The sequence below is a fragment of the Flavobacterium sp. GL_143 genome, assembly GCF_057834355.1.
In genome coordinates this window covers 248,694-272,149 of record NZ_CM174401.1, presented here as the reverse complement: position 1 = coordinate 272,149, position 23,456 = coordinate 248,694, and the positions used below count along the sequence as shown (strand labels likewise).

16 protein-coding genes are annotated in these 23,456 nt (G+C 32.3%); 2 read left to right on the top strand and 14 right to left on the bottom strand.

What is annotated here, in order from left to right:
- Positions 1–959: 959 nt before the first annotated feature.
- From AC3IPI_RS01115 to AC3IPI_RS01090, 6 genes are all read right to left on the bottom strand, one after another.
- Positions 960–1,823 carry a PepSY-like domain-containing protein gene (locus tag AC3IPI_RS01115; protein ID WP_489156586.1) on the bottom strand — a complete coding sequence of 288 codons (864 nt, stop codon included), beginning with the start codon at positions 1,821–1,823 and terminating at the stop codon, positions 960–962.
- A 670-nt stretch (positions 1,824–2,493) separates the two neighbouring features.
- Positions 2,494–2,958: a PepSY-like domain-containing protein gene (locus AC3IPI_RS01110; RefSeq protein ID WP_409417355.1), complete on the bottom strand. Its 465-nt coding sequence runs from the start codon at positions 2,956–2,958 to the stop codon at positions 2,494–2,496.
- Positions 2,959–2,975: 17 nt separating this feature from the next.
- The gene (locus AC3IPI_RS01105; RefSeq protein WP_489156583.1) at positions 2,976–3,419 is read right to left on the bottom strand and encodes a PepSY-like domain-containing protein; all 444 of its coding nucleotides are present in this window, start codon (positions 3,417–3,419) and stop codon (positions 2,976–2,978) included.
- Positions 3,420–3,490: 71 nt separating this feature from the next.
- Positions 3,491–4,762 (bottom strand): sensor histidine kinase, encoded by a 1,272-nt coding sequence (locus tag AC3IPI_RS01100; RefSeq protein WP_489156581.1) that lies wholly within the window; start codon positions 4,760–4,762, stop codon positions 3,491–3,493.
- The gene (locus AC3IPI_RS01095) at positions 4,762–5,433 is read right to left on the bottom strand and encodes a response regulator transcription factor (protein WP_489156579.1); all 672 of its coding nucleotides are present in this window, start codon (positions 5,431–5,433) and stop codon (positions 4,762–4,764) included. The genes AC3IPI_RS01100 and AC3IPI_RS01095 overlap by 1 nt, the downstream gene beginning before the upstream one ends.
- Before the next feature lie 194 nt (positions 5,434–5,627).
- The gene (locus AC3IPI_RS01090) at positions 5,628–8,036 is read right to left on the bottom strand and encodes a dermokine domain-containing protein (RefSeq protein ID WP_489156577.1); all 2,409 of its coding nucleotides are present in this window, start codon (positions 8,034–8,036) and stop codon (positions 5,628–5,630) included.
- 548 nt (positions 8,037–8,584) lie between these two features.
- On the opposite strand from AC3IPI_RS01090, the gene AC3IPI_RS01085 reads away from it, so the two are divergent.
- Positions 8,585–9,532: a DUF4421 family protein gene (locus tag AC3IPI_RS01085; RefSeq protein WP_489156575.1), complete on the top strand. Its 948-nt coding sequence runs from the start codon at positions 8,585–8,587 to the stop codon at positions 9,530–9,532.
- A 281-nt stretch (positions 9,533–9,813) separates the two neighbouring features.
- Here AC3IPI_RS01085 and AC3IPI_RS01080 read toward each other — a convergent pair whose 3' ends face one another.
- Together AC3IPI_RS01080 and AC3IPI_RS01075 are read right to left on the bottom strand one after the other, a co-directional pair.
- A complete protein-coding gene (locus tag AC3IPI_RS01080) occupies positions 9,814–11,139 on the bottom strand; it encodes a serine hydrolase domain-containing protein (protein ID WP_489156573.1) in 1,326 nt (441 codons plus the stop codon).
- Between the two features lie 565 nt (positions 11,140–11,704).
- Positions 11,705–13,240 carry an MFS transporter gene (locus tag AC3IPI_RS01075; RefSeq protein ID WP_489156571.1) on the bottom strand — a complete coding sequence of 512 codons (1,536 nt, stop codon included), beginning with the start codon at positions 13,238–13,240 and terminating at the stop codon, positions 11,705–11,707.
- 85 nt (positions 13,241–13,325) lie between these two features.
- Here AC3IPI_RS01075 and AC3IPI_RS01070 point away from each other — a divergent pair, with 85 nt between their 5' ends.
- Positions 13,326–14,174, top strand: a complete 849-nt coding sequence (locus AC3IPI_RS01070) for an AraC family transcriptional regulator (protein WP_039119422.1) — start codon at positions 13,326–13,328, stop codon at positions 14,172–14,174.
- Between the two features lie 78 nt (positions 14,175–14,252).
- Here the strand turns inward: AC3IPI_RS01070 and rpe are convergent, their stop codons facing one another.
- The 6 genes from rpe to AC3IPI_RS01040 form a co-directional block, all read right to left on the bottom strand.
- Positions 14,253–14,915 (bottom strand): ribulose-phosphate 3-epimerase, encoded by a 663-nt coding sequence (gene rpe, locus AC3IPI_RS01065; protein ID WP_323488781.1) that lies wholly within the window; start codon positions 14,913–14,915, stop codon positions 14,253–14,255.
- A gap of 508 nt (positions 14,916–15,423) precedes the next feature.
- Positions 15,424–16,287 carry a sigma-70 family RNA polymerase sigma factor gene (locus AC3IPI_RS01060; protein ID WP_026707723.1) on the bottom strand — a complete coding sequence of 288 codons (864 nt, stop codon included), beginning with the start codon at positions 16,285–16,287 and terminating at the stop codon, positions 15,424–15,426.
- An 80-nt stretch (positions 16,288–16,367) separates the two neighbouring features.
- Entirely contained in the window at positions 16,368–18,110 is a 1,743-nt protein-coding gene (locus tag AC3IPI_RS01055) for a hypothetical protein (RefSeq protein WP_489156567.1), read from the bottom strand.
- 20 nt (positions 18,111–18,130) lie between these two features.
- Positions 18,131–19,345: a DUF4249 domain-containing protein gene (locus AC3IPI_RS01050; RefSeq protein ID WP_489156565.1), complete on the bottom strand. Its 1,215-nt coding sequence runs from the start codon at positions 19,343–19,345 to the stop codon at positions 18,131–18,133.
- Positions 19,346–19,445: 100 nt separating this feature from the next.
- Positions 19,446–20,663: a DUF4249 domain-containing protein gene (locus tag AC3IPI_RS01045; RefSeq protein WP_489156563.1), complete on the bottom strand. Its 1,218-nt coding sequence runs from the start codon at positions 20,661–20,663 to the stop codon at positions 19,446–19,448.
- 3 nt (positions 20,664–20,666) lie between these two features.
- Entirely contained in the window at positions 20,667–23,447 is a 2,781-nt protein-coding gene (locus AC3IPI_RS01040) for a TonB-dependent receptor (RefSeq protein WP_489156561.1), read from the bottom strand.
- Between the last annotated feature and the right edge of the window lie 9 nt (positions 23,448–23,456).

Sequence of the window (23,456 nt, the reverse complement as noted above, 5' to 3'; positions counted from 1 at the left end):
GACATTCGCAAACCTAATTTTTGCACTTTTGTCTCTCAGGTTCAAAGGGACAAAGGTTTTCTATCGATGTGCTAAGAAAGGTTCAAAGGTTTTCCACCAATGCGCTAAGAGAGGTTCAAAGGTTTTAAGTTGCAAAGGGACAAATACTTGATCACAACATAACCACAATCTTGTCATTCCGAAGAATTGAGGAATCTCCGCGAGTGGCTCCGTAATTTAAGAAAAACTTTATGTTAGTTACTTGCGGAACTTCGACTCCGCCCAGCCTGACATTCGCAAACCTAATTTTTGCACTTTTGTCTCTCAGGTTCAAAGGGACAAAGGTTTTCTATCGATGTGCTAAGAAAGGTTCAAAGGTTTTCCACCAATGCCTAAGAGAGGTTCAAAGGTTCTAAGTTTCAAAGGGACAAAGGCTTGATCACAACATAACCCCAAACTTGTCATTCCGAAGAATTGAGGAATCTCCGCGAGTGGCTCCGCAATTTAAGAAAAACTTTATGTTAGTTACTTGCGGGGCTTCAATTCCGCCTGACATTCGCAAACCTAATTTTTACACTTTTGACTCTCAGTTTCAAAGGGACAAAGGCGCTGAGGTTCTGAGCTGCAAAGAGACTAAGACTAAGGCAATTTTGCGGTTAATTTTTTAGCTACAAATTTCACGAATTTAAACTTTTAAAATCCGTTTTTATCTGTGTTTTCGCTTTAGCGAATCTGTCTTATCCGCGTTCCTTTTCAGCGACAGATTATCCCGATGCTTTGGGATTGCGTGTTTTGCGTAATTCTTTGCGAACTTTTCGATTAATTTTTTCTACCACAAATTGCACAAATTTTCACAAATTTAAACTTTTAAAATCCGCTTTTATCTGTTTTATCCGCGTTCCTTTTCATCCACAGACTTAAAAAAAAAGCTCCGAAATTAAATTTCAGAGCTTTTAGAATGGTATTATATAATTATATTTTTATTTGTCTATTCTAAGGAAATTTCCAAGAGTGTCAAAAATTAAATCAGTATCATTAGAAAGTTCTACTTCAGTATATGTTTTTTCATTATCAATAGATGTTATGAATAAACCTGGATAAGTGGTTGTAACATATGTATTGATTTTTGCAGGAATTAATGCAACAGGAATTGCAAGACGATCTCCATCGATATCAATCCATTTTCCATTTACATCAAAATCAATTTCAAATCCGTTAGAAAGAGAAACATCATAAACAGAACCGTTTGCATCTGGTTGATTTTGTTTTTCTACCAATCTAATTGTTGCATTAGGGAAATGCGTACTAATTAATGTTTTTGCAGTTTGAGGTAAAGCTGTAGGGTTAATAACTATTTCATTATGATTATCTCCATCATGATCTATTCTAACAAAATCTCCTTGTGTAGTAAAAACTAAATCTAGATCATTAGATAATTCTACGTCGTATTTAGTTTTTTCATTTTCGATTTGTACGATAAACAAACCTGGATAATTTGCAGCAACATAAGCATTAATTTTCTCTGGAATTAAAGCAGTAGGTATTGCTTGGTTACCTCCGTCTATTTCTGTCCAGTTTCCGTTAGCATCAAAATCTATTTCGAAACCATTTGCAAGCGAAACATCATAAATAGTTCCATTTAAACTAGGTGTATTTAATTTTACTGTTGATTTATATACAGGATTAGGAAAATAGGTTTCTGTAAATGTTTTTGCCGTAGTAGGAAGAGTAGTTGGCTCGATTGTATTTTTATCATTATTGATAATGTCTTCATTACTATCACAAGAAGTTGTTGAAAGTAAAATTGATAAAATTGTAAAACTTGTTAAAAATGTTTTTTTCATGGTAGTAGTATTAAATTGTTATTTTTTTATACTGCAATATTATAACCTGATTCTGGAAACATTTAGGAATATTCTTATTTTTTTTACAAAAGAGATAGTAAGGGAGATTAATCTTTATTGACGATATGTTTTTAAAAAGATTATAGTGATTTATAACGGTTTAATGATTTGTGTAGATTCGTGAAATCTGTAGCGAAAAATTAACCGCAAAGTTTTAGGAAAAGGTTCTAAGGCGCTGAGATGCAAATGCGCAAAGGTTTCTCTGAATGTGCTGAAAAATTCCTTTTATTCTTTTACCCCGATAGCTATTCTGAATGGGTAAATTTTTTCTCACGCAGATTTTAAAAAAATTTAAGCCGATGTGCGCAGATTTATTTATTACTATTTTTTTAAATTAAATCTGCTTAAATCTGTCGGATCTGCGTGAAAAAAATCATTTTAATCAGTGGCTAAAGAAAGGTACTGAGGTACTGATTTACAAAGGTTCAAAGGTTTCCTATCTATACGTGAAAAAATCATTTTAATCTGTGGCTAAAAAAGGTTTCCTATCGATACGCTTAAAAATTTGTGTAAATTCGTGTAATTTGTGGCAGAAAAATTTTAAAATCTCCAGCAAAAAAAGCCCCGAGATTAAATTTCGGAGCTTTTAGAGTATGATGCAGTTTTGTTTTTATTTATCTATTCGAAGAAAATTTCCTTCAAGATCAAAAACTAGTTCCAGATTATTAGAAAGTTCTATTTCTATAAACGTTTTTTCGTTATCGATTGATGTTACAAATTGATCAGGATAATTTGTAGTTACATAAGTATTGATTTTTGTAGGAATCAAAGCAACCGGAATTGCCTGATGATTTCCATCTATATCAATCCAATTTCCTTTAGCATCAAAATCAATGTCGAAATTATTACTTAGTAAAACATCATAAATTGACCCATCGGCATCAGGAATATTTTGTCTAGTTATAAGCTTATAAGTAGCATCAGGAAAATATGTAGTAACAAATGCAGTTGCCGGTTGAGGTAAATCGGTGGCACTAATTATTGTTTCATGATCATTATCATCATCGCTATCACAAGATGTTGCCGAGAATAAAAGTGTTAAGGCTATAAAGCCAGATAAGATTATTTTTTTCATGATTGTTGTATTTAATGTTAATTATCAATTCTTATAAAATTGCCTTTAGAGTTAAATTCTAATTCAAGACCGTTACTTAAATTTACTTCATATCCCCAAGTTCCTTTGTCAATTTTGGTTATTACAGTATTTGCAAAATTAGTAGTAAGGTAAGATGCTATTTTTTTAGGAATTATACTACTTGGAATTGCTTGGTGATTACCATCTACTTCTTCCCAATTTCCTTTTCCGTCAAATTCTATTTCTATATAATTTGTAAACTGAACTTTGTAATCTTTAGAGAAGGTTTCTTTATCCTCAATAATATTAACAGGTTCTTGTCCTGGAAAATGAGTTTTTAAAAAAGTCTGAGTATTTGCAGGTAAAGCATTTTTTGTAATTACTGTTTTTTGTGCATTTGCAGAAAGTCCAAATGCTAATCCTGCTATTAGGCATGTAGCCAAGTTTAATTTAGTTTTCATAATTGATGTTTTTAATTCTGGTACAAGTGTATAACCAGAATTTGGAAACAATTAGGAAAATAAATAAAAGACTACTTTTTTGGAAAAATAATTTTGAATTGATGATTTCCCGTGAACAAATATTCGATAGTAATCGAGTAATTATTTATGATAGATTTTACGATAGACAAACCTAAACCGGTAGATTCATTGGTTGTGGTATGGCGATAGAATCTGCCAAAAATAGCTTCAGGATTTAATGGAGAATTATTACCACTATTCGAAATGATGATATCATTCTTGTTTATTACAAAATTTACAAAACCATCAGGATGATTATGAATCAAGGCGTTTTTTAATAAATTACTAATTAATGCAATGGCTAATCCTTTGTTCATCATAAAAAACAAAGTATCATTTTCGGTTACTGTGATTTTTATTTTTTTGAATTCTGCCAAGTCTGCATAATCCTCTGTTAATACTAATATGAGTTTATTAAAGTTGACGCTTTCTTCTTCAGAATATTGTTGGTTTTCTATTTTGGATAACATCAATAACGATTTATTCAATCTTGTTAATCGAGTCAGTGTATCTGTTATTTTACCTATCTCCATCATTTGTTCATCAGAAAGTGTACTATTCTCGGCAAATAATTCGAGTTTGTTAATGCTAATCGCCAGAGGAGTTTGTAATTCGTGTGAAGCATTTTCTATAAATTGTTTCTGACTAGAATAAATTGTTTCATTACGATTTAGCATTTTCTCTACTTCTTTTGCCAAAACATTAAATTCATCAATAGGAGAATTTATAGGTTTTAATCGGCTGCCAGTTCCTAATTTAATCTCTTTAAGATTTTCTAAAACGATATGAAACGATTTCCAGATTCTTTTTAAGAGCAAATGGTTTACTACTAATATGCTAATAACAAGCATAACATACAAACCAATTAATGCAAGAAGTAAATCTTCTAGCAACTCATCTTCTTCTACAATCGATGCTTTTATAATTAATTCATGAGGATTACCTTTATCATCATTAAAAATAGTTCTTAATGTTCTAATAGGCTCGTTATCGTTATCATATTCCATGAATTCCTTAGAAGTAGAAAATTCATCTTTTCGAGAATAATCACCTTTAGGAAGTGGTTTTATAGTAAACTTATTGATACCAAATTCGGGAGAATTTAATAGTTTTTTGTCGGCAAAAGCATGTCGGATAATAATGATTTTAGAGTTTTTTAAATCATCATCAATATTATCATGCACTTCATCTAAAATCAGCATATAAAAAATCCCAGCCCAAATTGGGATGACAATAAGTAGCGTAAGTGCGAGATAGCGAAGTGTATAGTTTTGTAATTTCATTAATTCATTTTATATCCAATTCCGTAAACAGCCTGAATATCAATTTCGGCATTACTGTCTTTTAGTTTTTTGCGTAAATTTTTAATCTGTGAATATACAAAATCCAGATTGTCTGCCTGATCTGTATGGTCGCCCCAAACATATTCGGCTATTGCAGTTTTATTAATTAATCGGTTTGGGTTTATTATAAAATAGTAAAGTAAATCAAATTCTTTTCTGTTTAAGATTAGTTCATTATTGTCTATAGAAACTGTTCGTTGTTCTGGGCAAAGCGTTACGTTTTTCCAAACAATTAAATTGTCTCCATTGTGATTGTTTCTCCGAAGTGCCGATTTAATTCGAGCATGTAATTCTGATAAATGAAAAGGCTTACTTAAATAATCATCAGCGCCTAAGTCCAGTCCTTTTACTTTATCATCAACAGCATCTTTTGCCGATATGATAATAACTGCACTTTGTTTCTTTTGATTTTTTATTTCCCTCAGTAAGTCCAAACCATTTCCGTTAGGAAGCATAATATCGATTAATATACAATCATAATCGTACGCGCCTAGTTTGTCTAGTCCGGAAATATAATCATGTGCGGTTTCGACAATATATTTCTCTTTTTCAAGTGATTGTTGCACGACTTCACGTAAACCAGCTTCATCTTCTATTATTAAAATTTTCATGTTACCTGTTTTATGTAATTCAAATGTATGAATACGAATTCAAAATAAAACTTGGTTTCTGGAAACATTTAGGAATTAATGGAATTTGCATTAAATAATTTATTTAAAAAGGCTAAATACAAAAATGATGTATCTAGCCTTTTTTATAATTGGTTATTTTTTTAATATCAAATTGTTTTGATTTTAGAGCTTAATTATCTTCGACCTCTAAAACCTCCGCCACCACCTAATCTATTTCCGCCACCTCTTTGAAAGTTTTGAAAATCTCGTGTTTGAGTTTCTCCACGTTGTCTGGCAAAATCCGAATGGTTTAGCCCTTGTATGGTATTATCATGATCAGGTTCTCTAAGAGGTCTGTCAGGTGAACCAGAACCAAGCGTTTGGTTCGGTTTCTGTATGTTATTGCGTTCAGTTTCTCCTCCAAGAGATCTGTTAGGAGAGTTAAGCGTTTGGTTTGGTTTCTGAACGTTATCACGCTGGATTTTATCTCCATTATGTTGTGTAGAACCTAGCGTACCAGCTTTAGACCATCCGCCGTTGCCATTATTATAATGACTCCAGTTACCGTTATTGTCTTTTTTATAAACGTGTCCATCATGTCCGGCATAAAGATTATTGTTTGTGTGTACAGTAGTTCCTCCGCCTCTATGGTGTGTGATTATGCCCTCTTTACCACCAGAAGTTTGATAACCAACTACTGTTCCTTGTCTTGTTGTTACATGACCAGATTGTACCCATTGGCGACCATTGGACGCTGCTGAATGTCCCCATTGCGCATACGCATTATGCCCTTGTTCTGTTCTTCCATAATTTCCTGTCCAAGGGTTGTAACCACCAGCTGCGGTGCGCCCGCCATACCAACCTTGTACACTAGCCGAACGACCATATCTTCCTGTTGCAGGATTATACCAAGCTGCTGTTCCTACAGATCCGTATGGGCCATATGCAGCTCTTCCTGCTGCCCAACCTCCCGACCACGGATTATAAACTGCTCCAACACCATAAGTACATGGCCACGGGCGATATACAGGATAAATTCCGGGACCATAATAAAGATATGGAGGATAGTAAAATCCAGTTCCATAAGTAAGTACAGATCCTATTACCGCGCCTACAATAAAAGCTCCAAAATAACCTGCAGTAGTACTACTCTCTACAGTTGTATCTGTAACATTTGTTTGGGTTACATAGGTAACATTATAAACAGGAGAGCTAGGCGGAATAGAATAGATTTCTTTAGGTACAGAATCGGTTACTTTCCAAGGGCCATTAGGAGTTGTAGACATAAACCATACAGCCTGAAAACACAGATAATATAAATCTCCAACCTTTATTACTTTTTCTTGTGTGTTGCTCGCGTATTGAAGTGATGTACCCTGAATAGGTTTAAACTGAGGAGTTCCGTCGTAAGTAACTTTAGCCTTGGCTTCGGCATCGGCTTTTTTTACAATAGCTGTTGTTGGAACTTGTGATAGCATTACTGCATCCGAGGCTTCTTGTGTTCCAGGAACTGAAGCTAATACATTTGCTCGAGGAGAATCTTTAGGGATTTTTGCAAAATCAGCAGGTAACTTATCAGTTGCATAACTCCATGGACCAGTAAGCTCTTTAGAGCGAAACCATCTGCCCGATAATAATACATAATATTGCCCGTCACCTTCATCTGCAAAAACATCGTTATCCGTATTCTCAATATATATTAATTTAGTTCCGGGTATTTTAACAAATTTAGGAGTTCCGTTTATGGCAATAAGTTCAGCTGGTTTATCACTAAAGAAAACTTGTAATGAGGTATTGCTTGTTGGTGGAGGAATCATTTTCTTTACTTCATCAAAGTTTTGTCCTGATGGTAAATTGCTCATTTCTTTAGGTAAACTGGTCGTCTTTTCCCATTTGCCTTTTAAATCTGTAGCAGTTAACCAAACATTTTCGACTAATAGATAGTATTTCTTAGCCGATTTATCAAAAAATAAATCCCAATTTGTATTTACAACATAGCTCAGATTTGTTTTTTCAATCGGAACCAAAACGGGATCTCCTTGAACCATCAATAATATCGAAGGACTTGTACTATAAAAAATAGGAGGAGGGTCATTTTTAACCGCTATACCTTTAGGTGGAGTTTTGGTTTTACTTAAATCTGCCATTACACGATCTATAGAAATAGGATCTCCTCCTTTAGGAATTAATTCTTTAAATAGTTTTTCCATTTGCGGAACTAGTTTTTCATCGAGAGCAGGAAATCTGATATCGGTAACTTCTACATTTCTAAAAAATACACTTCTGGCATCTTTATCTACCAAGGTTCCAGCTTTTAGAGAAGCTACACCCAGAACCTCTTTGCCATCTTTTGGAGTTAAGGCAAATGCAATTCGTGCAGTTATTTCTTTAAAATCTTTCCAGTCATCTACCTGCGGTTGGTAATAAACTAATTTGGCATCATTGTTTGTTACTTCGCGTGGCCAACCATTATCGATTGTTTTTGTAGAATCTGAAGCAGAAGGATTTTCTGCTTGAGCTTTTTTATCTTCTTTGTCTTTTTTACAAGAAAAAGAAATCAAGAGAAAACTAAAGGCTATTGCAATTAAAAATGTCTTTTTCATAATTTTAGAATATATATCATAAAATTAAGTTGGCATCTATTACAAGCCTAATATTTAATAGTTTAGTCTGTTTCAGATTTTAAAATGATACAAAAAAAATCAACTATTTAAAGTTTACGAATTGTTTTTAAAATTAAACTGTAAAATTGACTCTCTTTTTATTAATAGAACCCGTTGTGTGTAATTAATTTTAACACATAGAAACATAGGCTTTGTATTCTCAAAAGAAGTCGTTTCACTTATTTTAAATGCACATAGCTAAGCTATGTGAAAGAAATGTATTTCTTTTTGTGTTCTTTTTTACACATAAAATCTATGTTTCTATGTGTTAAATGAAATTTTTACGAATTACACCCAACGGGTTAATAGATTATAGTTCTATTAAAACGGACTCAACATTTTGACGAATGGTCGTATTTCATTGACGTAATTCCCAGATTTGTGATTAAAATCAATTTATTATGTACTATTTTTATATACTTATAAACTCTTGTTAAATAAGTTTTTTTGAAATAATAAGGGGTATTAATTTTCGTTCTAAAAACACAATGAAATCATATTTTTCTTTTTTACTCCTTTTTACTTTTCCTCTTTTTTGCAATGCGCAAATCGATACGACTTACATTAAACCTTTTGAGAATAAACTTTCGCTAAGGACATATATGTCAATGAAACTTATTTCTATGGAAAAAGAAGTAGATGGAAAGGTTAAAAGTTTCATGCCCAATAACCCTATGAGCTTAGGCTTTGGAGTGTCTATAAATAACACAATAATTAATTTGAGTTATGGATATGGTTTGAGCTTTATGAACGATAAAGAAAAGGGAAGAACCAAAGCATTAGATTTTCAAATTCATAATTATGGTCGAAAGTTTATAATTGACCTTTTTGTACAAAAATATCATGGATTTTATACTGCTGATAATAATGATAAAAACATACAATTATATCCAGATTTAAATATTCAGCAATATGGTGCGTTTGGACAATATGTATTTAATAATAAAAAGTTCTCCTATAAAGCTGCTTTCAATCAGAACGAAAAGCAATTAAAATCGGCAGGGAGTTTTTTATTAGGAGGTGGAGTTTATTTTACAAAAATAGATTCAGATAGTTCTTTTGTGCATAAGGACAAGAATTCCTTGCGTAATTTTCAGTTTGGAGTAAGTGGAGGATATGCTTATACCTGGGCAATAAATAAAAGATGGTTTGCCAGTGGCTCTGTAACAGTAGGTGCTAATTTTGGTACGGAAAGAATAGATGACTTTGGCAAAAAAAAGATAGAAATATATCCCACATTCTTCCCAAGAACGGCTATAGGGTATAACAAAGAGAAATGGTCCCTCGGATTATCGTATGTCAATAATCTGATTTTCTCTTCATTTTCAGATAATAATGATACGGGTAACGTAGGACTGTCTTCGGGAAATTTTCAAATTGCTTATATATGGAGACTTGATTCAAACCCTTTTTGGGGAAAGAAAAAGGCAAAGTAAGTATTTTATGAGTATCTATTGCCTTCTATGTTTGAAGTACTGATTTGATTACATTCACTGCATTAATAATTCAAGTTTTGCTAAAACACTATATATAATTCAATATAATTATTTTAACCATCTAAGTGATTTAAGCAGATATAAGCTTGACTAACAAATTAGCACTTAGCTTAAATGAACTTACATCACTTATATGGTTAACTTTTTGGTTGCAATCTTAGATTTATATAGCTTAATTAGTATTTAATGTTTTCAATGTTTAAGCAATATGATTTGGGTAATTATTTACCCTTAATAAGGTATTTTGCTATAGCTTCGTAAGCAGGTAAAGAATAAGGATCATTTGCAGAGTTAGCCGCAACTGGGTTAGATGCAAAACGCACAATAACCATATCCGCTTTTGGGTCTATATAAATAAGTTGTCCATGTACGCCACGAGCACAAAATGCACCATTATCATTATTAGTTATCCACCACATATTTCGGTAGCTCCATCCTTTTAACAATGTATAGTTTGCTTTTGCAAATACTTTTTTGTTTCCGCCCTTTTTTATGTCATCAATTGCCGATTTTGGGATAATTTGTTCTCCGTTAGCCTTACCATTATCTAAGATTAACTGTCCAAAGCGCGCCATATCTCTTAAGCCTAGATTATAACCTCCACCAGCAAATGGAGTACCTGCAGCATCTACAGAGTAATAACCATCTTGTTCTGTTCCTAGTTTCTTCCATATTTTTTCGGATAAAACTTCGGCAACTGTTTTTCCTGTAACTCTGGCAATAATCCATCCCAAAACATCGGAGTTTACAGTTTTATAGCCAAAGGCATCTCCATGAGTTCCTTTTTTCTTAACCGTTGGTAGGTATTCGTAATACGTTTTAGGTCCAGTGTAATCTTTAGGTTTTGGTAGCGGATTACCTGCTGCCGAAAATTTCCATATTTCGGCATTAGGATCAGCGTAATCCTCACTAAACTGTAAAGCGGTAGTCATATCCATTACTTGTCTTACAGTTGCGTCCCCAAAAGCTGAATTTTGAAGTTCTGGAATATATTCTGAAACTAGTTTGGTAGGATCTATAAGACCTTCTTCGACCAACATAATCCCAAGTGTTCCCGTAAAAGATTTTGTTACAGACATGGCAGCATGTTGTCCATCGGTAGTTAATGCTCCAAGATATTTTTCATATACAACCTTTCCGTGGTGCATGATAATAACACCATCGGCATAGGTTTTTTGCAACGATTCTTCCCAGGAAATTGTTTTTTTCTCGTTTAGAGGTTTGAATTTAATTTGATCAATGTCACTTTTAATATTTGCTTCTAATGGAGTTGAATTTCCTAAACCACGAGAAACATTTACTGTTGGCATAAATTGGCGCATATGTGCTACGCTCCATCTTAGTGCTGGAAATTGAAAAAAACTGCCATCATCAAAACGTACAAGACGGTCAGCAGGTGGCGGAGAACCTACCATCCAACCCATTTTTACAGGATCACTCTGTTCAGCATTTAGATATTTGTTTTTCTCTTGAGCATTACCAATGTTACTTGATAATAATATTGAACAGGAAAATAATACACTGGAATAAAAATAGGTTTGTTTCATATTGTCTTAATTGATTAGCTAATGGGTAATAGAAAATGGAATGTAGAATGAGTTATTTTTCAGCTCGTTTTTGGATGTTGTTTTACTGAAAAAATAAGAATTTACGCTAAGTTAAGAACTTAATTTTGAAATGTTAAAATTTAAAGAAATATAATTTATCTAAAATGGAAATGTGATTATTATTAGAAAGGAGTTTTTACTGATGAAAAGTCTTCTTTTTGTGCTAGAATTAATAAGATTAAAAGGATTTTTAAGTGCGTCTATAGGGAATCTTTGAGCCTTTGTTACTCATTACCTTTCTTTCTAAACACAATCTTGTCATGCCGAAGAATGAGGCATCTCCGCGAGAAACTAACACAAACTTGTCGAGCCACTCGCGGAGATTGCTTTGCCAGTTCGCTATCGCTCGTGCCTTCGTTCCTCAGAAAGACAAGTTTGTGGTTATTTTATGGTTAACTAAAAAAAGAGCTGAGTTTTTTAAACGTAATCGATAGGAAACCTTTGTACCTCAGTTCCTCAGTCCCTCTGAACCTTTTTCAGTGTGTCTACAGAAAACCTTAGTACCTTAGTTTCTTAGTGTCTTTTTAGAAGAATTAAAAAAATAAAAACTCATCAATGCTAAAATCCAGACTCCAAAACCTCCGTACAAGAGGATTAAGTCAAAACCATGTGCAAGCGCTTCGTGTACAATTCGACCTGATGCGTCTAATGAAGCTAGTTCAGGAAAATCTTGATTGAGAGAAGAAAAGTTTCCTGCTGCTATTTTTTCTGCTAATGAACGTAATGTTTCTCGATTTAGAGATTCAGAAAAGGCAGTTGATAAATGAGAAAAGATTCCTTCGACTAGTATAAAACCCATTAATGCAATATTTATAGATAATGAAATCATTCGTGCGCTCATGTCTATTCCCGAAGCCATTCCTGCTCGATTACTCGATACAGAACTAGTTATAGTATTGGTTACAGGTGTGTTGGTTAAGCCTAAGCCAATACCTGCCAAAAGTGAACCAGGAAGCATGGTAAGCCAACTAGGATTTTCTGCTACGGTACCATATCTCATAATAATAAAGCCTAATCCTAATATAAACAATCCCAAAGGAATTACGATTCCTGAACGATAGCGAACTGAAAGATATTCTGCCAACGGAGGTATAATTAGAGTAGGTAGGGTATAGGCAAGTAATGAGAGTCCTACTGTTACAACATCGTAACCCAAGCAACTTTGGAAATAAATAGGTAAGTAAATTATAAACGGCCAAAAACTAAAATTCATACCGATTGAGCCAAAGATAGCGCCAGAGAAATTACGACTTTTAAATACCGAGAAATCAAACATGGGATGAGGGTTTGTTTTTTCGACCTTTATAAAAAGTACTAAACTTATCACCGCAATAAGGATACTTGCTAGGGCAATAGGGCTAGAGAAACCTAAATCTGGACCTTGTGTAATAAAATAAGTAAGCCCAAAAATGGATATAGACAAGGTGAGCATTCCCCAAATGTCTAGTTTTTTGGCTTGAGGATCTTTGGATTCATTTACATTACTATAAACAAGAATAGCTGCTATAATAGCTATTGGAACGTGAATCAGGAATACCCATTCCCAAGATAATAAAGCTGTGATTGAACCACCAATAATAGGTCCGAATCCTAACCCAACTCCAAGAATTATTCCCCAGATGCTAAAAGCCCTGCTGCGTTCTTTTCCTTCTTGAAATTGATAGGATAAAGTAGCTACTTGGCATATAAGCATTGCACCGCCACTTACTCCCTGAAAGAATCGGCTTATGATTAATACGGTTACATTTTGTGCTAAACCACAGATTAGGGATGAAATACCAAATAGAATTAAAGTGATGATAAGAATGCGTTTTCGACCATATCGATCGGCCAAGGTTCCAGCGGCCATAAGAACTGCAGTGCAACCAATTGTATAAATATTCATTATCCATTGCATATCCCGAAGGTTAGCGTTTAAGACTTTTTCGAGAGTTGGGAGAATTACAGGAACACTCGAAATTTCTAGTGAGAACATTAATGTGGCTAGACAAATGGCGATTAAGGCAATTGTATTTTTGGTGAGTTTAAATTTTTGCGTCATTTTTAAGTTTTTATATTTAGCAAAAATAAACTGAGTATGGCTGATATTTCGGTACAATTTTATGATAAAGAGGTATCTTTGCAAGATGAGAAAAGAAAATATGCACCAATCTGTCGAGGTAATTTATAAGAAGGTTAATGAATGCCCTATCGGAAATTCGCAATTCAGCTTTTTCCAGATGGTTTATGTTATTTCAGGAAATGGATTTCTTCATATTAACGGAAATTGTATCTCTTATCAAGCGGGTAATTTAATGTTGCTTACGCCAAATGATTATCATACGTTTGATATCGTTACAACTACAGAGTTTTTATTGGTTAAACTTAATAGTGAATATGTAAGAGATTATAAGTCGAAAAGTATCGATCATATTGAATGTATATTGCATTATGCAACTCATTTATCAGGCTGTATTTTAAATCGTAAAGAAGATGAATTTCTTGTTAAGTCTATTGCAGAATCTTTGATACATAGTATTGATAACAAAGATATTTATGATGAAGATTTAATTATTCATTACGTAAATGCATTGATTGTAATTGCTGCAAGAAATATTGCTAAAATAAAACCAGTTGGGATAAAGGAGAATGCTGATAAAAGAATTTTGGAAATCATAAATTACATTCAATCTAATATTTTGTGTCCTCAAAAATTAAAAGCTTCTGCAATAGCAGAGAAATTTGATATATCGGATACGTATTTAGGGAGTTATTTCAAGAATCATTGTGGAGAAACGATTCAGTCTTTTATTTCAAATTATAAAATTAGATTGATAGAGCACCGATTAAGTTTTAGTGATATGCGAATTAATGAGATTGTAGATGAATTTGGTTTTTCTGACGAAAGCCATCTTAATAAATTTTTCAAGAAACACAGAAACATTAGTTTAACGGGGTATCGAAAGGCTAAAGTTTTGTTGAGCCATGATTCTTAATATCTCACTTTAAGTGCAGCATAAAAAAAGCCGAAGAGATATCTTCGGCTTTTGTATTTTTATTTACTTCTAAAGAAATTAAAAAGAAGTCAATGCTTTTAAATCGGCGATTGTTGCTGTTGGGTTTTCGGCTTTAAAAACGAAACTTCCTGCTACTAGAACGTCTGCTCCAGCTTCGACTAATTGTTTTGCATTTTTATTAGTTACACCACCATCAATTTCAATAATTGTAGATGCATTTTTTTTGGTAATTAAATCTTTTAGTTTTTTAACTTTTGCGTATGTATTCTCGATAAATGATTGTCCGCCAAAACCAGGATTTACACTCATGATACAAACCAAATCGATGTCGTTTATAACATCTTCTAGTAAATCTATGTTTGTATGTGGATTAATTGCTACTCCAGCTTTCATCCCTTCTGCTTTAATCGCTTGTAAGGTTCTATGAAGATGTGTGCAAGCTTCATAATGTACGCTTAATATATTAGCGCCTAAGTCGGCAAAAGTTTTAATATATCTATCTGGATCAACTATCATTAAGTGAACATCGATAGTTTTTTTTGCATGTTTGTTAATTGCTTCTAAAACTGGCATTCCGAAAGAAATGTTTGGAACAAAAACGCCATCCATGATGTCTATATGAAACCAATCGGCTTGACTGTTGTTAATCATCTCGATGTCACGTTGTAAGTTTGCAAAATCGGCAGCAAGAACAGACGGTGCAATAAGTGTATTTTTCATTGTGTAGTTGTGTGTTGTGTTATTTTTTGCAAAGGTAATTTTTTTAACCGCAAAGTTCGTAAGGATTTATGTAAAGTTCATTAGGGTATTTTATGCTGTTTTTTTAACCGCAAAGGGCACAAGGATTTACGCAAAGTTCACAAAGCTTTGTGTTCTTTGCGTTTAAAATTCAATATAAGACATGAAAACCTTCGACTACTAAAATGGTTTTGCGTGAGGGATTGAGTAATTGTTTGAGCTCTTTTTTAAAGGATGTAACGTAGTGGAATGATTTAAAAAAAGCGAGTGCGAAAGCCTGACCTGTAGTTTTTACGGAAGGGCACGCCCAATTATAAGATGAAATAGTTGATGGTATAAAAAAATAAAACTCCGGTAATCAGCCGGAGTTTCAATCATCAATCAAAAAACGAACAGTCAATCAAACTGTTGTTTACTGTTTAGTCGAAAGTTAAATGTCTTAAAGCCTAAACCTTTGGACTTTATAAACTTTCTAACTTTAAGGCTAGTTTTAACCTAAATAAGTTTTAAGAATTTTACTTCTTGAAGTATGTTTTAATCTACGGATTGCTTTTTCTTTAATCTGACGTACACGCTCACGAGTTAGGTCGAAAGTTTCTCCAATTTCTTCCAGAGTCATTGGGTGTTGGTCTCCAAGACCAAAATATAAACGAACTACATCTGCCTCTCTTGGAGTTAATGTTTCTAATGAACGTTCGATTTCTGTACGTAATGATTCGTGAATTAATTCTCTGTCAGGATTTGGAGATTCACCAGAACGTAATACATCGTAAAGGTTTGAATCTTCTCCTTCTACAAGAGGTGCATCCATTGATAGGTGACGACCAGAGTTTTTCATTGACTCTTTTACGTCATTTACTGTCATGTCTAGTTCCTTAGCAATTTCTTCAGCAGATGGCGGACGCTCATTAGATTGCTCTAATAAGGCATACATCTTGTTGATTTTATTGATAGAACCAATTTTATTTAAAGGTAAACGAACGATACGTGATTGTTCTGCTAATGCTTGAAGAATCGATTGACGAATCCACCAAACTGCATATGATATAAATTTGAAACCACGTGTTTCATCAAAACGTTGTGCCGCTTTAATCAAACCTAAATTTCCTTCGTTTATTAAATCGGGAAGTGTTAATCCTTGATTTTGATATTGTTTTGCCACCGAAACCACAAAACGTAAGTTGGCTTTTGTTAATTTTTCTAATGCTCTTTGATCACCAGCTTTAATTTTTTGTGCTAACTCTACTTCTTCGTCAGCGGTAATTAGGTCAACTTTTCCAATTTCTTGTAAATATTTGTCTAATGAAGCAGTCTCACGATTGGTTACCTGCTTGGTGATTTTAAGTTGTCTCATGTTTTTGTCTCCTCAATTTTTAAGTGTACAAATGGTTATACGTATGAAGTTGCAAAAAAGTTACAAAAATTTAAAAATAATTATTTTACTTCGAAAGTTTCTCTCAATGATACAGGGATTCCTTCTTGTGTAAAGCCTTCTAAATTGATCTCATATTCTCCAGATACATCAGAAGTGAAAAAGGAAATTGTGTTCTCTTTGTTTTCCAGCGTTAAGTCTGGTTGCCAAAGTAATTGGTATCTATAATCAGGAATTCTGTCGTATTTATCACCATCAGTATAATCTTGTTTGAAATAGATAGTTTTATTTAAAGGTCTTTGAATTTCAGATTTCAAAATATAGTTTCCAGTTTCTTTACTTACGTAATCATTTCTTTTTGTAGTGATGCTTATGATGCCATTAAATGCTTTTGGACCATAAAAATAAACTCCTGGGACAACACTTATTTTGTATATATTTTCTGTTTTGTAATCAAATAATTCGTTGACATTCTGGATTAATAATCCATCGACTAATACTAATGTTGGCTCAGAAAAATATTTTAAATCATAGTTTATGTCTCTCACATTGAGGCTATATTTTTTATCTTCTTCACGATAATAAACTTCTTTTACCACTTCAGTTATTGTTTCTTTTAAACTCGGAAAGCTTGTGTAGTCCCCAAGAATATACTCTTTCTGTAATGGATTAAAAAATGATACAGCTTTACTATTGGCTTCTACACTATCTTTTTTTATGGAGTAATAAGCGTTTTCTATTTGGTTTGCAATTGATCTTTCTTCAATGCTATTTTTATAATCTGAAGTAAGATTTAACTCATCTGTAAATTTTAACTCTGATAAAGTGTATGGTTTGGTTTTATCAATTTCTATAGTGTAATCATTTTTGTCATCTCCTATTACCTGAGCTACAACATTAGTGTAGTTGGGGTTTTTATCTAAAATAAAGTTGAATTTACCATTTTGATCTGTCTTAACTATTTTAAAACCAAAATCAGTCCCGGGTATAGATAATGCTACACTTTTGTCGTTTATTTGTTTTGAATCTTTACTGTTTGTAATTGTACCAGATATTATTTCTCCTCTAAGTTCCGGTATAAATAAGATTGTATCATTTATTGTATTTGCCCATTTATTATTTGAATTATACTTTACAAATTCATAAGAATTTAATGGTTTTTTAGAAGGTAAGTTATCAATCTTTTTTATCGAAAGAGAATAGTTTCCTTTACCGCTAATAGTGTTTAAGGATTTAATTTTAAGTGAAAGTTGTTCTCTTTTTATTGCACTTATCTTATTTAATTCTATCGCAAAAGTTTGGTCTTTAGTAGGAGATAAGGCTAAATCTGATTTAGTTTCAGAAACTTTTGTTTCGTTTTTTTGAGAGTTGGAATCTTTGATCGAATTGCTTTTTACGCTCTTTAGATAGGGATTAATTATTACAAGATCAATTTCTGATACTTTAGAATCTTTTTTGTTTAACATCCAATTTGTATAAGCAATAAGCTTGTAGTTACCAGTGTTAATAGTTGTTGGTATAAAGAAATCACCGTGTCCCTTTCCGTTATCTAAATAGATTTTATTCATGAAAATAAGATTATTTTCACTGTCAATAAGTTCTACATGAGCAATTTTGCTAATGCTGCTTAATTTATTATTTTCAGGGTTTACAGCATATAATTTGCAATGCAACGTTTCTCCAGTAATTAGAGTAGAGGTGCTTAAGTGAACAAATATATTTTCGCTAGTTGATCTGCTTATAAATCCATTTTTATTTAATGAACTATTTTGTGCAATAGCCAATGTGTGAATTGCTATTAACATCACTATGCTTATGATTTTTTTTAGTCTATCCAAAATAAAGGTTTAATGTTAGATGAAATTTTTGTGCAGTCAGTACAAGGAGCGGTAATAAATGCAAAGGTATCTTTATCGTTTCCATAATATAAAACATCCATTCCTGACCCTTTAACAATCGAAAGTATTTTATCTCCTCCACATCCTCTATCTTTCCAACAGTTACTGTACAAACTAATTTCACATTTGAAATAATATGGAGGATATGGGTCGTCTATAAAAATATCTCTAAAATTAAAAAATATTCTTTTTGACGAAATTGATGATACTTCAAAAAAGCCAATTATTTTTTCACTGGGACTGTCATTTGATTTTAAATTACCATAGTTAAATCCAGGCTGAACTTGTGAGAAGATGCTTTCGGAAGTAGATAAACTTTTTAATGTTTTGTAATAGGTATAAGATTCTAAGTTCTGAACATATTGGCGTACTATAATACTGTAACGCTCATTAAGAATCGGGTTTTTGATGTCTATAAAACGTATTGGTAAATTAATGCGATCTTCACTTAATCCTACAGTATTCATTAAAAGTAAATCATCAGATTTTTTTGTGGTATAACAAACTCGGGATTCTCCTTCTCTGGGTACAACCAAGAAATCAGGATGACCATCTGTAGTAAATGGTGCTACTATAAGTTTATCCGGTTTCCAATCGGGTGCTATAACCTTATAGGTTTCATCATATTCATATCTGTAATACTTTGATTTAGCATCTGGATCATAACTACTCACAACTATTTGTACTCCTTTTTCTCCTTTAATGGTTTCAATCTTTGGTTCTACCTGAATTTCACTAACAGGCGTTAAAGACTGAACAGATGAAGAGTATGATTTTCCTTCTTTTGTAGTGATGTTTAATTGATATGTTTTTCCAGGAACTGCCTGAAATTCATTATTTGAAACATATAGGCCAGATATTTTTTCAAGACTAAATGAATAGTTGTTATTGTCATTATCGGTTACATAAACAGTAGCTCCTTCTTCTATAGTTGGACCATTCTCTTCGAAACGATAAGATCTTGAAATTTTTATTTCTTGTTTTTTGTATTCATTTGTAATGTTTGCCTGAACAACAAGTATATTTTCAAACGTACTGGTTTTAAAGGCATATTGTTCTGTGCAACTACTTATAGTAAAGCAAAAAAGTATAAAAAATAATGTTTTATATAAGCATCTGATATGTTGGATTCTTAATTCCATTTGCTTTGGTTGTTGAAATTTATTACTATGTGTTTTAATCTCATTTTTATTTAATGCAATAACAATCTATAATTTCTATCAATTTTAGAATGTTTATTATTTAGTCTCTCCAAAATAAAGGTCTAATGTTAGATGAAATTTTGGTACAGTCGCCACAAGGCGCGGTCACAAAATAAAAGTTTCCTTTCGCATCAGCTCCATAATATACTTGCTCAGTTCCAGATCCGTTAACTAGAGATAGTATTTTGTTTCCTCCGCATCCTCTTTCAGTCCAGCAGTTACTGTATGGAGTAATAAAACACTCGAAATAATAGGGAGGATATGGATCATCAAAAAAGATATCTCTAAAGTTAAAGAAAATTCTTTTTGATGAAATTGATGATACTTCAAAAAAGCCAATTATTTTTTCACTAGGATCATCATTTGATTTTAAATTACCGTAGTTAAATCCAGGCTGAACTTGCGAGAAGATACTTTTGCTAGTTGACAAACTTTTTAATGTTTCATAATAGGTATAAGACTCTAAGTTCTGGACATATTGACGCACTATAATGCTGTATCGCTCATTAAGAATCGGACTTTTAATATCTATAAAACGTATAGGGTAATTAATTCGATCTTCACTTAAACCTAATGTATTCAATAAAAATAAATCATCAGATTTTTTTGTAGTGTAACAAATTCTGGTCTCTTCTGTTCTGGGAACAACCAAAAAATCTGGATGTCCATTTGTTGTAAATGGAGCTACAATAAGTTTATCAGATGTCCAGCTCGGGGCAATTACCTTATAGGTTTCGTCATATTCATATCTGTAAAACTTTGATTTGGCATCTGGATCATAACTACTCACAACTATTTGTACCCCTTTTTGTCCATCAATAGTAGCAACCTTTGGTTCTACCTGAATTTCACTAGCAGCTGTTAAAGACTGCACATTTGAAGAATATGATTTTCCTTCTTTTGTGATAACGTTTAATTGATATGTTTTTTCCGGAACTGCTTGAAATTCGCTATTTGAAACATATAAACCTGATATTTTTTCAAATCCAAATTGATAGCTATTATTGTCACTATCGGTTACATAAACAGTAGCACCTTCTTCGTTAGTTGGCCCATTTTCTTCAAAACGATAAGATCTGGAAATTTTTATTTCTTGTTTTTTGTATTCATTCGTAATGTTTGCCTGGATAACAAGTATATTTTCGAATGTACTGGTTTTAAAAGCATACTGCTCTGTACAACTACTTATAGTAAGACAAAGAAGTATAAGAACAAATGACTTGTGTAAGTATCTAATATCTAGGATTCTTAGTTTCATTTGTTAAAATTTAATATTATAAGTTATCGTAGGAATAGGAACAGAAAAAATGGAAGTTTTGTATGCTTTAATTTCTCCATTTGCTGTTACAAAAAAGATAGAATATGGATTATTTCTTCCTAATACATTATAGATAGATATGTTCCAGAAACTATGTGTTAATTTCTTAATTTTATGATTTCCTTCTATATTAAAACCAATATCCAATCGATAATAGTCTGGTATTCTGTATTTATTTCGGTCACTATATACGGTATATTCTATCCCATTGTACATATAACTTCCTATAGGGTAGGTAATTGGTCTTCCTGATTGATATACAAAATTACTTGATACGCTATATCTCTTCGTGAACTTATAATTTAATACAGCACTTATCTCATGAGGTTTATCAAAATTTGTTGGAAAATAATCTCCGTTGTTTACTTTTTCCTCATTAAACTGAGTGTCTAATTTTATAAAAGTACGTGAATAGGTATATCCTAACCAACCATTAAGTTTTCCTGCATTTTTTTTAAGTAACAATTCAATTCCATAAGCTTTCCCTTCACCTTGTAATAATTGTGTTTCTGTGTTTTTGTTTAAGACTAAATCGGCTCCAACTTTATAATCTAGTAAGTTGTTAGATTTTTTATAATACCCCTCCAAACTAAGCTCAATATTATCATTATCAAGATTTTTATAAAAACCTAATGAGAATTGTTGAGCATCTTGTGGCGCAATGTGTAAGCCAGATAACTTCCATGCATCTGTAGGCGATTGAGTCGTATTATTGGTTAATAGGTGAATGTATTGGTACGTTTTGTCATAGCTTGCCTTTACAGAGAAATCATCAGTAAATAAATAGCGTACTGCTAGTCTGGGTTCAAATCCACCATAAGTTTTAATCACTTCATTTTTTTTGTAATATTGGGTACCAACAACGGTATTATCATTAACAGGAGTATTATCTCCGTAAATTCTTTGTGTTGATTCTCCTAGTGCTGAATATGTTGAATAACGCAGCCCCATACTAACTAATATTTTTTCACTTAGATTATAATTGTCCGAAATGTAAACTGCAGATTCTACTGCTTTTTCGTCAGCTATAGTTATTGGAATTAATGTAGAGTTGGGATTTTTTGGGTTGAGATATCCAGGTTCAACATTATACAGTTTGCTTGAAACTCCATAATTAAAAGCGTGCTTATTATTTGGTGTATAATTACCATTTAATATAACTTGAGTTTCATTTAATTTATAACCGTAATCAAAAGAATTCATTCCTCCATTATCATAGTCGATATTGAATTTGTATTCGCTATTTGTAAAAATTAAGTCAGCTTTACTTTTGTTGTTAAATGCATGGTTCCATTTTAATGAAATTAGGGCATTACTATATTTATAAACAGAATCTGAAGAGATACTAAAACGATCTTTGCTATAATATAAGGTAGATTCAATAGTATTGTTGGTATTTATTTTATGATTGTATTTTAGAATACCATCAAAAAATGCTGCTTGGCTATTATTTAAAGATTCATTATCTATTTTTTTCAAAATCCACTCAGAATAAGTAGCTCTTACACCAACTAACAAGCTAGATTTATTTTTTATAACAGGAGTTCCTATAGAAAGATTACTTGTTACAGATCCAATTCCTCCTTCTCCAGAAAATTTTTCTGGATTACCATTTTTTGTTGTAATGTCAAAAACAGACGATAGTCTGCCTCCAAATCGAGCAGGAATACTTCCTTTATAAATATCCACTTTACTGGTAGTATAAGGGTTGACTGCAGAGAAAAATCCTAAAAAATGAGATGTATTATATAAAACGGCATTATCTAAAAGGATAAGATTTTGATCATCTTTACCTCCTCTAACATTGAAACCAGCAGAACCTTCTCCAGTAGTTTTTATTCCGGGTAAAGTTGTAGCTACTCTAAAAATGTCTCTTTCTCCAAGAACTAGAGGAACATTCTTTATTCCTTCTACATCTATAGTAGAAACTCCAGCAATGACATTCTTTACGTTTTTATTTGCGTCTTTCTTTATGATAACTTCATCTAATTCATTTATGTTCTCATAAAGAGTTACGTCTAGTTTTCCATTGCCATAAATCATGACAGTCTCCGTATTTTTTTTGTGACTGATTGACTCTATTTCAATATAATTAAGACCATATGGGGCTTCAATAGTGTAGTATCCTTCATTATTGGTAACTGTGCTTGTGTTTTTATCACGTATTCTAATCGTAACGTTAGAAAGAGGTTTTTTTGTTTTTTCATTTTTTATAAAACCAGAAAGAGTATATGATTTTAATTCTCCTCCCTTTTTTTCTTTACCAATGTAAGTTATGCCAGAATTAATATTGTTGTGTATTATTGTATCATATTGTTGATGAAATATTGGTTTTGCAGAGTCTTTATTCTCAGTTTTATCTATTTGTGGAGTTGATGAAGACCCAAAATAATCGTTGGGTAGCGAATTGTGAATGATGCTATTTTTTGTTAGAATTATTTTTTTGTCAGAAATAAAATAATTCAGATTAGTCTTCTCAAAAAGATTATCTAATATATCTTCAACCGAAGTATTTACATAATTTTTATTAATTAAGACGGCATCAACAGTATTAAGCCAATTTGTATCAAAATAAAATTTATAATCTGTAGTTTTTTCAATTTTCTCTAATGCAGTTTTTAAATCAACGTTATTAAATTCAATGGATATTTTATTTCCTTTTTCTTGACTAAATGATAACGCATGAAAAGTTAATAAAAATAGGGTTAGTATAATTTTTCTCATTTTTTAATT